Annotated in this window: 9 protein-coding genes; 4 read left to right on the top strand and 5 right to left on the bottom strand. The window is 68.2% G+C overall.

What is annotated here, in order from left to right; translation table 11 throughout:
* Positions 1–80: 80 nt before the first annotated feature.
* Together HNP47_RS07490 and HNP47_RS07485 are read left to right on the top strand one after the other, a co-directional pair.
* Positions 81–1,052 carry a flavin reductase family protein gene (locus HNP47_RS07490; protein WP_184278940.1) on the top strand — a complete coding sequence of 324 codons (972 nt, stop codon included), beginning with the start codon at positions 81–83 and terminating at the stop codon, positions 1,050–1,052.
* 47 nt (positions 1,053–1,099) lie between these two features.
* A complete protein-coding gene (locus HNP47_RS07485; RefSeq protein WP_184278939.1) occupies positions 1,100–2,296 on the top strand; it encodes an acetyl-CoA C-acyltransferase in 1,197 nt (398 codons plus the stop codon).
* A 589-nt stretch (positions 2,297–2,885) separates the two neighbouring features.
* On the opposite strand, the gene HNP47_RS07480 is transcribed toward HNP47_RS07485, so the two are convergent.
* The 4 genes from HNP47_RS07480 to HNP47_RS07465 all read right to left on the bottom strand — a co-directional run bounded on the left by HNP47_RS07480 (position 2,886) and on the right by HNP47_RS07465 (position 7,931).
* Positions 2,886–5,270, bottom strand: coding sequence for an ATP-binding protein (locus HNP47_RS07480; protein ID WP_184278938.1), 2,385 nt, complete (start codon positions 5,268–5,270; stop codon positions 2,886–2,888).
* A gap of 90 nt (positions 5,271–5,360) precedes the next feature.
* On the bottom strand, positions 5,361–5,930 hold the full coding sequence (locus HNP47_RS07475; protein ID WP_184279146.1) for a hypothetical protein: 570 nt from the start codon (positions 5,928–5,930) through the stop codon (positions 5,361–5,363).
* 77 nt (positions 5,931–6,007) lie between these two features.
* Positions 6,008–6,415: a CBS domain-containing protein gene (locus HNP47_RS07470; RefSeq protein ID WP_055752885.1), complete on the bottom strand. Its 408-nt coding sequence runs from the start codon at positions 6,413–6,415 to the stop codon at positions 6,008–6,010.
* Between the two features lie 61 nt (positions 6,416–6,476).
* On the bottom strand, positions 6,477–7,931 hold the full coding sequence (locus HNP47_RS07465) for a von Willebrand factor type A domain-containing protein (protein ID WP_260394644.1): 1,455 nt from the start codon (positions 7,929–7,931) through the stop codon (positions 6,477–6,479).
* 573 nt (positions 7,932–8,504) lie between these two features.
* On the opposite strand from HNP47_RS07465, the gene HNP47_RS07460 reads away from it, so the two are divergent.
* Positions 8,505–10,367, top strand: a complete 1,863-nt coding sequence (locus tag HNP47_RS07460; RefSeq protein ID WP_184278936.1) for a monovalent cation:proton antiporter-2 (CPA2) family protein — start codon at positions 8,505–8,507, stop codon at positions 10,365–10,367.
* Between the two features lie 3 nt (positions 10,368–10,370).
* Here the strand turns inward: HNP47_RS07460 and HNP47_RS07455 are convergent, their stop codons facing one another.
* Positions 10,371–10,991, bottom strand: a complete 621-nt coding sequence (locus HNP47_RS07455) for a DUF4168 domain-containing protein (RefSeq protein ID WP_184278935.1) — start codon at positions 10,989–10,991, stop codon at positions 10,371–10,373.
* 214 nt (positions 10,992–11,205) lie between these two features.
* On the opposite strand from HNP47_RS07455, the gene HNP47_RS07450 reads away from it, so the two are divergent.
* The gene (locus HNP47_RS07450) at positions 11,206–12,225 is read left to right on the top strand and encodes a S1/P1 Nuclease (RefSeq protein WP_184278934.1); all 1,020 of its coding nucleotides are present in this window, start codon (positions 11,206–11,208) and stop codon (positions 12,223–12,225) included.
* The last annotated feature ends 1 nt before the right edge of the window (position 12,226 follow it).

The following is a 12,226-nucleotide window of genomic DNA, read 5'->3' as shown; positions in this document are numbered from 1 at the left end:
ACAGTTCTGGCGCCGGGCGCCGGTCTTCCCCTAATAGGGATCGCTCTCACGCTTCACGACAGACCGGACCGCCTCGCCTCATGACCGCATCGCCGCCCCCGAATGGAGGCCTGGACGTCGAAAGCTGGGGCGACCCCGAGGATCCCATCGTCCTGCTGATCGGCGCGCCCAAGCGTCTGTCCGGCGACTGGCGCCGTTCGGTGCGCGCGCTGGTCGAGGCCGGCCGCCACGTCATGCTCGCAGCCGATTTTGATGAAGCGGACGACAGCTCCGCCGCCCTGCGTCGACTGCTGACCGAGCTTCCCTCTCGCCCGGCCATCGTCTGTTCCGACACGACGCTGGCGGCCGTCGTCCCTGCGCTCGCCGTCACCGGCCCGGCCCTGGCAAGCTGTCTGGCGGTCGTCGCCGAAGGGCAGGGGGCTGTCTCGCTCGAGCTTGAGACACAGTTGGCCGGCGTTCCGATCCAGACGATCGCGCGCGCCGAGGCGCCGGACGCGGTCGAGGCCGAGAACGCCGCCCTCCTGGGCTTCCTCGAACGCCACGCCCCGCGCGACGCCCTGCATTACCAAGCCGGTTCCGACCCGCGCACCCTGCGCGACGCCCTGGGCTGTTTCGCCACCGGCGTGACGGTGGTCACGACCCTGGACGAGGCCGGACAGCCTGTCGGCCTGACCGCCAACTCCTTCTCCTCGGTGTCGCTAGACCCGCCGCTGATCCTGTTCTGCCTGGCCCGCTCGTCCACCAATGTCGACCGTTTCCGCCGGGCCGAGCATTTCGCCATCAACGTCCTGCATATCGGCCAGCAGCCGACCTCCGGCGTCTTCGCCCGGTCCCAGGCCGACCGCTTTCAGGACGTGGCGTGGGAGACCTGGGACACCGGCGCGCCCATCCTGTCGGGCGCCCTAGCCAGCTTCGAATGCGGAACCGAACAGATCGTCGAGGCCGGCGATCACCTGGTCATCATCGGCCGGGTCAGGCGCGCCCGGTTCGAGCCGCGCCGCGATCCGCTGCTCTATTTCCGGGGCAAGTATCGGCGGCTGCACTTTTCCTGACCGGCCGGGATCGCTATCTCTCGCCCGAAATAGAGGAAGCCGTCCCCATGTCCGCGACCACGTCCGCCGATCCTGTCGTCATCGTCTCCTATGCCCGCACGCCGATGGGCGGTTTCCAGGGCGCGCTGTCCGACGCCAAGTCCACCGACCTGGGCGCCGTCGCGGTCAAGGCGGCGCTGGATCGCGCCGGGCTGGACCCGAACAAGGTCGAGCAGATCATCATGGGCTGCGTCCTGCCTGCGGGCCTGGGCCAGGCGCCGGCGCGTCAGGCGGGCATGGGCGCAGGCCTGCCCACCTCGACCGAGGCGACCACCATCAACAAGATGTGCGGCTCGGGCATGCAGGCGGCCATGATGGCGCACGATGCGCTGGCCGCCGGTTCGGCCGATGTGATCGTGGCGGGCGGCATGGAGTCGATGACCAACGCCCCGTATCTGATGCAAAAGCACCGGGGCGGCGCGCGCATCGGCCACGACGTCATTTCCGACAGCATGTATCTGGACGGGCTGGAGGACGCCTACACCCCCGGCAAGCTGATGGGCCAGTTCGCCGAGGACACGGCCAAGGACTATCAGTTCACCCGCGAGCAGCAGGACGCCTACGCTATCGAAAGCGCCGGCCGGGCCAAGCGCGCCCAGGAAACGGGCGCCTTCGACGCCGAGATCGCCTGGGTTGAGGTCAAGACCCGCAAGGGCCCCGTCACTGTCGATCGCGATGAACAGCCGACCAAGTCCGACCCGTCCAAGATCCAAAATCTGAAGCCCGCCTTCGGCAAGGACGGCACGATCACAGCGGCTTCCGCCGCCTCGATCTCGGACGGCGCCGCCGCCCTGGTCATGATGCGCCGGTCTACGGCTGAAACCCTGGGCCTGACGCCGATCGCCCGCGTGGTCAGCCAGGCCGCCCACGCCCACGAGCCGCACCTGTTCACCACCGCCCCGGTCTTCGCCCTGCAGAAGGCGCTGAAGAAGGCCGGCTGGAGCGCCGACGACGTCGATCTGTGGGAGGTCAACGAGGCCTTCGCCATCGTGCCGATGATCGCCATGCAGGAACTCGGCATCCCCCACGACAAGATCAACGTCAACGGCGGCGCCTGCGCCCTGGGCCACCCGCTTGGGGCTTCAGGAGCACGCGTCCTGACCACCCTGCTGTCCGCCCTGAAAGCCCACGGCAAGACCCGCGGCATGGCCGCCCTCTGCATCGGCGGCGGCGAAGCGACCGCTATGGGCGTGGAGTTGGTGTAGGGCGGGCCGCAGTTTCGGCCTATGTCGGTAGCGTCTTCCCAAGGTGTGCACCGGGACTGTGCCGCATCCTTAGCGGCGGCCGTTCAGCCGTTCTGCGACGGCTTGCATCCTGGCGTTTGCCGCCCGCTCCATGTCTCGACATTCAGAAGCTGTCCGGTCGGAGCGGTTAGGGTCTGCAAGACCCTCCTCATACCCTTGCTTGAAGCTGGAGATTAGCCACGCCTGGACGCCCGACGGCGCCTGATCTGAAGTGAGGATGTCCAAGCGCGCCTTGGCACCAGCTGGAAGATGGGCGACACACGTGCCAGAGTATCTTCCTAGCCCCATAAATGCTGCGACGGCTTCCGCGGCGTCAGGGTTCGAGGGAGTGATGATCGGGGGAGCAGCGTTCTGCCCCAGGAGGCTCGCCGTCAAAAAGGCAGCAACGATCATTTTCATTCTCTTGCAATCAACGGGCAGTCGAAGGACTGCCTCAGGTCGTTCTTGCACAACGTTGGATCATTGTGGAGAGCCGCAAAACGCCTTGTCAGAATGACACCGCATGTCGGAATGCGACATTGTCATCGGCAACCGAAGCTATCGGAACGCCCTAAGCCGCAAACGCCGCCCGGATCGGCTGCACGGTCTGGTCCGGCCGCTTCACCGGCAGGTCGAAGCTGACGACCGTGCCGACGCCTGGCTGGCTTTCCATGCTCAGCTGGCCGCCGTGCATTTCGATCAGGGACTTGGTCAAGGCCAGGCCCAAGCCGGTGCCCTGGGTGGTCTTGGAATGCTGGCCCTCGACCTGTTCGAACGGTCGGGCGAGGCGCACCAGATCCTGTGGCGCGATGCCGATGCCGGTGTCGGCGCAGGCGACGCGGACGCGGTCCTCGCCCTGCGTCCCGACGAAAGGTTTCAGCGACACGACGATGGAGCCGCCCTCGGGCGTGAACTTCACGGCGTTGGAGATCAGATTCAGCATCACCTGTTTGACGCCGCGCTGATCGGCCTCGATGTCGGGCAGGTCGCCGGCCTCGACCGCGATCTTCAGGCCCGCCTCCTGCACCTTGCCGCGCATCAGCCGCACCGCGTCCTCGCAGACCTCGCGCAAGGACACCGGCTCATAGTGCAGGGTCATCTTGCCGGCCTCGATCTTGGCCATGTCCAAGACGTCGTTGATCAGGCTGAGCAGGTGCTGGCCCGACTTCAGGATGTCGCCAGCGTATCCCTTGTATTTCTCGTTCAGCGGCCCGAACAGCTCGCTGGCCATGATCTCCGAGAAGCCGTTGATGGCGTTCAGCGGCGTGCGCAGTTCGTGGCTCATATTGGCCAGGAACTCGGACTTGGCCTGGTTGGCGGCCTCGGCGCGGGTCATGGCGACCTCGTATTTGCGCGCCAGCAGCGCCAGCGTCTCACGGCTGGCTTCCAGCTGATCGACCGTGGCGCGCAGGTCGTCGGCGGCGCGGCGGCGCTCGGCCTCCTGGCGTTTGATGGCGGTGATGTCGGCGGCGGTGACGACCGAGCCGCCTTCCGAGGTGAACCGCTCGGACAGCTGCAGCCAGCGCCCGTCGTGCAGTTCCACCTCCCGCAGACCCGCGCGCCCGCCGGCGGGACGGTGCTCGGCCTTGATGGCCAGGCCGGCGATGCGGTTTAGCTCGTCCTTCATCGCGCCGCGCCGCACCACCCCGTGCTCGAAGCCGAAGGCGTCCTCGAACGCCTGGTTCCACAGGATCAGCCGTCCCTGACGATCGAACAGGACGAAGGCCTCGGAGATGCTCTCCACCCCGTCGCGCAGCCGGCTTTCGGCGGCCTGGGCGGCGGCCTTGGCGCGGCGGGCCTCGGTGATGTCCAGCGCGACGCCCAAAATGGCGGAAAAGCCCATGTCGCCGCGCTCGCCGCGCGCCTGGCCCCGCGCGTCGATCCACCGCGCCCGCCCGTCCGGTCCCGCCACCGGGAAGGTGATCTCAAAGGCGCCATAGGCCGCCGCCTGGCGCAGGGCGTGGCGGAAATCTTCTTGAAAGCGCGGATGGACGCGGCCGATCACATCCTCGGCGTCGGTCACGCCGCCGCGCGAAAAGCCCAGCAGGGCGGCCATATAGTCCGACAGCGACACCTCGCCCTTGGCCAGATCCCATTCCCAAACCCCGCACCGCGCGGCTTCGACGGCGATGCGGAACCGCTTTTCGGTGGCCACCCGTTCGCGGTGCTGGCGCGTCTGGCGCAGGCCATAGAGGATGAACAGGACCACGACCCCGACCCCCAGCAGCAGCGGCGCGAGCACCACCCAGGCGTCGTCGAAGACGGAGGCGGTCGTCCCTCCCGAGATCGCGACGACATAGGGACCGCCCGCGACGGTTCGAGCGGCAGCGGCAAGGCCGGCCTTGCCGCCCGATTTCACGGCGCGCGGTTCGGCCTGGTCGACCAGGGCCGAGGGATCGACGCCGAGCAGGGTGCGAATAGGCTGACCGATCTCGGCGGCGCGCGCGGAGGCCAGCACTACGCCGCCCGCCGACACGATCCGCGTCTCGCCGCCTTTCGGCAGGACGGGGGCGATCCGCGCCTCCAGCCTCAGACCGTCGGCATTGGTCTGGCCGGCGACGACCGATCCTTCGCCCTTGGCGGCCTGCACCGCCTCGCCGGGGCCAACCAGGGTGAAGGCGACCTTGGGCGCGGCGGCCTGCGCGGCCTCGACGACCTCTATGGGGGCGCGTTTGGCGGCGATGGCGGAGCGGCCCGCGGCCAGGCCCGCTTCGGCCGACTGGATCAGCACGTCAGTCTGGCTGGCGACCAGCTCGGCGTTCAGCTTCAGGTTTTCGGCTTCCAGGCGGCTGATTTCGCGGGTCGGCCGGCTGAACTGGCGCGACGCCATCAGGGCATAGGCGGCCGCGATCAGCGCCAGGACCAGGACGGCGATCCGCAACCAGGCGGGCGCGCCGGCGGCGCGGTCGGAGGCGCGACGCCCCGACCGATTTTCCCGCCGCTCCTCGTCCCGCAAGCCCCGACCCTCCGACAAACACTTGGTTGCGGGAATCTAGGCTGCGTCGCGGATTCGTGTCGAGGCTCGGCGCGCGCTTTTAACGGGTTTTTAAGCGGCGGCGACCGGCGACAGCAGGCGGTCGGGCGCGGGCTCCAGCACACGCGTCACCCCATGCAGCAAATCGCGCGCCTGGCGGGCCAGGGTCAGGACGGCCGGCGGCGCATCGTCCGGCGTCTCGGCGACCAGATCCACCAGATCCTGGGCCAGGCGCATCAGTTGGGGCGCGGCGGCGATCAGGCGGGCCTGATACTCGATATGCTGGGGATCGCGGTCGTATTCGGCGCCCGGCACGCGCCAACCGCCCCAGTCCGCCCGATCGGTGACGACGACCGGATAGGTGCCGGGGTGGGGGTGATGCAGGCAATCCTCGGGCAGCTGCCACTTGTTGCGCGCCCGCAGCAGCCGCCAGTCCCCCAAGCCCTGATCCGAGGCCGGATCGTCGGTCGCCAGCAGCAGTTCGTTGGCGGTGAACTCGCGCCCCAGACCGACGTCGTAGGTGACGCGCACGGGCTCCTCGAACCCCTTGGCCCAGACGGGCTGGACCTGTTCGATGAAGGCCCAGGCGCCGACGCACTCGACCCAGACCTTCTGACCCTTCTGGAACTGTGCGCGCGCCATGCCATCCTCCGAAATCCGAAGGAACAGCATGAACGACGATCCTTGACGCCCGGTGTCGGGGCGCGGTTACGCAGGTCTTAACGCGAGATGCTTTCCAGCGTCTCACCGGCGTATTTCTCCTTAACGCGCGTCGACAGGTCGCCCAGCGACACAACGCCGACCACGCGGCCATGCTTGTCCACGACCGGAGCGCGGCGGATCTGCTTCGCGCCCATCAGGTCCAGAACGACCTTCAGATCGTCGGTGTCCAGCACCGTCTGCGGATCGCGGGTGATGAACTCCACCACCGAGGCGCTCGAGGCGGCGCCCGTCGCCAGGGCGCGCACCACGATGTCGCGGTCGGTGATGGTGCCGATCAGCTGGTCGCCGTCCGCCACGGGCACGAAGCCGAAGCCGCCCTTGGCCATGCGGCTGGCCACGTCCTGGATGGTGTCGGCAGGGCGGGCCAGATGTACGTCCTTGGTCATCACGTCGCGGATCTTCATGGCGGGTTTCCTTGGTTGAAGCGTTGCGCTGGAAAACCCGCCGCGAGCGTGGCGGTTCCGGTCAGGGCGTCCGGATCGGCGGCAGGCCCTGGGCCGCCCGCACCAGCTGAACGAACTCGGCCCGGTTGCCATAGGGGTCTTCGCCCCTGGCCCCTTGCGCCTGATCGATGATCCGGTCCCAACCATAGTCGGCTGTCATCCACGGATCGCCCCGCAGCTTTTGCCCAAAGCCGGCGACCGCGATGGCCCAGCGCGTGGCTTCGGGCGGCTGGGCGCTGACCGGCCCGCCCGCGCGGTTGGTCAGCGGCTGCTGGATCAGGTCCGAGCGGCTCTGGCCCGGCTGTTTGTAGCGCACCTGGATGAAGCCGATCTCGCCGTTCGGATCGCCGCCGCCGACCCCGATACGGTTATCGGGATAGCGCCTTTCGGGAACCTGGGTCGGGCCGCCGACGGGGGTGATCTCGTACAGGGCTGTGACGCTGGCGCCGGATCCGACTTCGCCCGCATCGACCTGGTCGTTGTTGAAGTCTTCCTCGTTCAGCAGCCGGGTTTCGTATCCGATCAGCCGCCATTCGGCGACGCGCGCGGGATTGAACTCGACCTGGATCTTGACGTCGTCGGCGATGGGGAAGGCGCCCTTGTCGAACGCCGGCCCGAACAGCCGGCGCGCATCCCTCAGGTCCCCGACATAGGCCGCGACCCCATTGCCCGCCTGGGCGATGGTCTGCATCCGCGCGTCCTGATAGTTGCCGCGCCCGAAGCCATAGACCGACAGATAGATGCCCGTCCCGCGCTTGTCGGCGACATAGTCCTCCAGCCGCTTGTCGTCGGTCACGCCGACGTTGAAGTCGCCGTCGGTGAACATCAGGATGCGGTTGACCTTGTCGCGCGCGAAGTTCGCCTGGGCCTGGTCATAGGCATTGGTCATGCCGTTCGCCCCGGCCGTGCCGCCTGAGGCCTTCAGGCTGGCGACGGCGCAGCGCATCTTCAGCTTTTCGTCGCCCTTCGTGGGCTGCAGGGTCGTGCCGGCGCCTTCCGCGTAATAGGTGACGGCCAGCGTGTCCTGCGGCCTCAGCCGGTCGATGGCCAGGTTCATCGCCTTCTTGGCCAGGTCCAGCTTGTCAGGACTGCGCATCGAGCCGGAAACATCGACCAGGAAGGTCAGGTTCAGCGGCCGCTGCTCGCCCGCCGGCAGCTCGTAACCTTGCAGGCCGATGTGAACGATCTGACGCCCCTCAGCCCAGGGCGAGGCCGCGACCGCCGTCGTAATGGCGAAGGGCCGGCGCTGGCTGGTCGGCCGGGCATAGTCATAGTCGAAGGCGTTGATCAGCTCCTCGACCCGCACCGCATCCTTTGGCGGCCCACGACCCTCGTCAATGAAGCGCTTCACGTTCGAATAGGACGCCGTGTCCACGTCGATGGAGAAGGTCGACACCGGCTGATCGCTGGTCCGCTTCACCGGATTGGGCGTTGCGTCCGGATAGCGTTCGGTCTCGGCAGAGGGCGGCGTCATCATGCCGGGAGACGTCGGGGCGCCTGGTGATCGCGTGATCCGGGAGCCTGTGACGACAATATCTTGCGGCGCTGTCGATGACGGCACAGGCGGCGGAGGCGGAGGCGGAGGCGGAGGAGGCGGCGCGGGCGGGGGTGGCGGACCCGGTAGAATGACAGGCGGGCCCGTATATTCGACGCGGTCTTCCTTACGGGTAGGCGGGATGTTCACGGGAGGCGGCGCCACACGCCGCACCGGAGGCGCAGCCACCGGAGCAGGCTGGCCCAAGTCGAAGCCCAACGGACCACAGGCCGCAGGCGTCGCCTCGCCGTCCAACGGCTTGGCCAGGGCGACGGACGGCAGCGCCACTGGAGGCGCTGCAAAAGAAACGCTCAGCAGCGAAAGGGCCGCGATCCTGATTGAGCGTGACATGGCTTCCTCCGGTTGTTGTCTTGCCGCCAGTCGCGGGTCGTCATGGGGCGAAACTGTGGCGCCAAATCCCCCGCGACGCACGCTGATCTTTCAGCGTGTCTTTCGTGTCCTCTCGCAATCGCCGACCAGGACCTCCACAATAGAGGCCAAGCTTGGGGGTATGCGATGGCTGAGGCGACGACGGGACTGGATCTGGGCGCGGCGGCCGCTCTGCTGGCCGCAGGCGTGCTCGCCGTGCCGGTGTTCAAGCGCATCGGCCTGGGCTCGGTGCTGGGCTATCTGGCGGCGGGTCTTGCCATCGGTCCCTTCGGCCTGAAGCTGTTTCGCGAGCCCGAAACCATCCTGCACGTCGCCGAGTTCGGCGTGGTCATCTTCCTGTTCATCATCGGGCTGGAGATGCGGCCGAAACGTCTGTGGGGACTGCGCAAGGAAATCTTCGGCCTCGGCGCGGCCCAGGTGCTGTTCTGCGGCCTGATCTTGACCCTGACCGCCATGCTGGCGGGCTTCTCCGCGCCCGTCGCCTTCGTCGGCGCCATGGGCTTTGTCCTGTCGTCGACCGCTGTCATCATGCAGATGCTGGAGGAACGCGGCGAGATCGCGGGCGGGCCGGGCCAGCGGGCGGTCTCGATCCTGCTGCTCGAAGACCTGGCCATTGTGCCGCTCTTGGCCATCGTCGCCGTCCTGGCCTCGGTGCTGGGCGTGGCGAACGAACAGGCCCCGCCCCTGTGGCAGACCGTCGGCTTCGCGGTCGCGGCGGTCGGCGGGGTGCTGCTGGCCGGCAAATATCTGGTCAATCCGGTCTTCCGCCTGCTGGCCCAGTACGGCGGACGCGAGGTGATGACGGCGGCGGCCCTGCTGGTCGTGGTCGGCGCCGCCTGGGCCATGTCGCTGGGCGGCCTGTCCATGGCCATGGGCGCCTTCCTGGCCGGGGTCCTGCTGTCGGAATCCACCTTCCGTCACCAGCTGGAGGCCGACGTCGAGCCGTTCCGCGCCATCCTGCTGGGCCTGTTCTTCCTCAGCGTAGGCATGTCGCTGGACGTGTCGGTGGTCGTCGCCGACTGGCGTCTGGTGCTGGGCGGGGTCGTCGCCTTCATGCTGGTCAAGGGCGTGGGCATCTATGCCGTCGCGCGCCTGTTCAAGGCCACCCACCACGAGGCGGTCGAGCGTGCGGGCCTGTTCGCGCAAGGCGGCGAGTTCGCCTTCGTCCTGTACGGCGCCGCCGTCGCCGCCGGCCTGTTCGACGCTCGCATCGGCGCGATGATGTCGGCGGTGGTCATCCTGTCGATGGCCCTGACGCCCCTGACCTCGCTGCTGATCGCGCGGCTGTCGCCCAAGCCGGTCCAGGACGCCGAAAGCGCCGAGGGCGTGGACTTCGCCAAGGACCTGCGCGGCCAGGTGCTGATCATCGGCTTCGGCCGTTTCGCCCAGGTCGTGTCCCAACCCCTGCTGGTCCGCGACGTCGACGTGTCGATCATCGAGAACGACGTGGAGATGATCCAGGCCGCCTCCCAGTTCGGGTTCAAGGTCTACTACGGCGACGGCACCCAGCTGCACACCCTGCGGGCGTCAGGCGCGGAGGAGGCCGAGATGGTCCTGGTCTGCGTGGACAAGCCCGAGGCCGCCGACCGCATCGTCGAACTGGTCAAGTCCGAGTTCCCGACCACCCGGATCATGGCCCGCGCCTTCGATCGGGGTCATTCGATGCGCCTGATCCAGGCCGGGGTGGACTATCAGATCCGCGAAACCTTCGAGTCGGCGCTCAAGTTCGGCGAGCGCGCCCTGGTCGAACTGGGCCTGGACGAACGCGAGGCGGCCGAGACCATCGGCGACGTGCGTCGTCGCGACGAAGCCCGCCTGGACCTGCAGCTGACCGGCGGGCTCAAGGCCGGCCGCCAGCTGATGCGCGGCAATATGCCGACGCCCCAGCCCGCCCCCTACATCAAGCCCCGTCGCGAAGGCCGTCTGTTGAACGAGGACGAGGCGGACCCGGCCGCGCCGGACATCCGGCGCGAGCCCGCCGACACCTGATCCCTACTGGCTGACGCTGTTTTCCAGCCGCGCGCCGGCCAGTTGCGCCTTGGCCTGAAGATAGGGCGTCGCAGACACCAGCTGCGAAATGGCGTTGAAACGCTCGGTCGTCAGGCCGGACGCCTCGACCGCCGCCGTCAGTTTGGCGCTCTGCTCGGGCGTCGCCTGATTGTTCTGCACCTCGGCCGTGACAGCGCGGATCTGCGTCATGGCGGTGACGAAGCGGTTCAGTTCGTCATCCGTCACGGCGGCGGCCGGGGTGCCGGGCGCTGGCGGCGTGGCGTTGACCACCCGAATGCGCGCGGCCAGGGCCGGATCTGCGGCGACGGCGTTGGACAGGGTGTTGAAGCGCGTTACCTCCAGCCCCGAATCCTGCACCGCGGCGGCCATCTGCGCCTGCTGTTCCGGCGTCGGCTGGGCGCCGTTCAGCGTGTCGCTGACGGCTCTCACCTTGGCCATGGCGTCATCGAACTTCTTCAGCTCGTCGTCGGTGAAGGTGGTCGAGCCGGCCATCGGCGCGGCCGTCGGCGTCTGCGATGTGGTTGATGCGTCTTGGGCATGGGCGGTCGCGGCGGTCGCAAGAAGGGCGACGGAAGCAAGAAGGGCGATGCGGGGCGTGCGCATGGGAATGTCCTTTCAATCTGGCGTCCACTTGAAGGGCCGTACGACGACGGCGACGACGCAATCACGTCATCGCTCCCCAGGAATGTGGAGCCTGAAACAGTCGAACGGGGAGCCTTCATAACCTAGGCGCCGATGCGCCTCGCTCCACCCCTTGGACGCTGGAGGCGCGATCAAGGATGCGTTAGACGGGCGTGATCCTTGTTGAGGTTTGTCCATGAAACGTCTCGCCATCGCCGCCCTGGCCCTCGTCGCGGTCGCCGCGCCGGCTGTCACCGTCACCGCCTGGGGCAACACCGGCCATCGCCTGATCGGCGTGGCGGCGATGCGGGCCTTGCCGGACGAACTGCCGGCCTTCCTGCGCACCCCGGCCGCCATCGCCGACGTGGGCGAACTGGCGCGCGAGCCCGACCGCTGGAAAGGCGCCGGCCAGCCGCACGACCGCGAGCGCGACACCGCCCACTTCATCGACATGGACGACCAGGGGCGGGTGTTCGACCAGCGCGGCATGAGCCTCAACGATCTGCCTCGCCTGAAGTCCGAATATGACGCCGCCCTGACCAAGGCCGGTCTGGACGTCAACGACGCCGGCTATCTGCCCTACGCCATGATGGACGCCTGGCAGCAGCTGGGCCGCGACTTCGCCTATTGGCGCGTGCTGAACGCCGCCGAGAGGCGCGAGACCAATATGGAGCGCCAGGCCTGGTATCGCGCCGACCGCATCCGTCGCGAGGCCCTGATCCTGCGCGACATCGGCGTCATGGGCCACTACGTCGGCGACGGCTCGCAACCGCATCACACCAGCATCCACTACAACGGCTGGGGCGACTTCCCGAACCCGGAAGGCTTCACCAACTCGCGCCAGACCCACGCCGTGTTCGAGGGCGATTTCACCAACCGCGTCGCCCGTCTGGACGCCGTTGAGGCCGCCATGCCTGCCGCCAAACTGGACGGGTTCGACGTCAAGGCGCGCACCGTCTCCTATCTGACCACGACGCTCGGCACGGTGATCCCCTTCTATCGCCTGGAAAAGGCCGGCGGCTTCCGTGACGCCGACCCGCGCGGCGCGGCCTTCGTCAACGAACGTCTGGCGGCGGGCGCCGGCGAACTGCGCGACTTCATCGTCGCCGCCTGGACCGCATCCGGCAGCGCCTCCATCGGCTGGCCCGCCGTCAAGGTCGCCGAGGTCGAGGCCGGAACCGCCGACCCCTGGATCGCCATGGTGGGCGAGGACTGAT

The sequence above is a fragment of the Brevundimonas vesicularis genome, from assembly GCF_014204545.1.
Classification (GTDB): domain Bacteria; phylum Pseudomonadota; class Alphaproteobacteria; order Caulobacterales; family Caulobacteraceae; genus Brevundimonas; species Brevundimonas vesicularis_B.
Note: the sequence above shows the minus strand (reverse complement) of the source record. Positions and strands in the feature narration are given on the sequence as shown.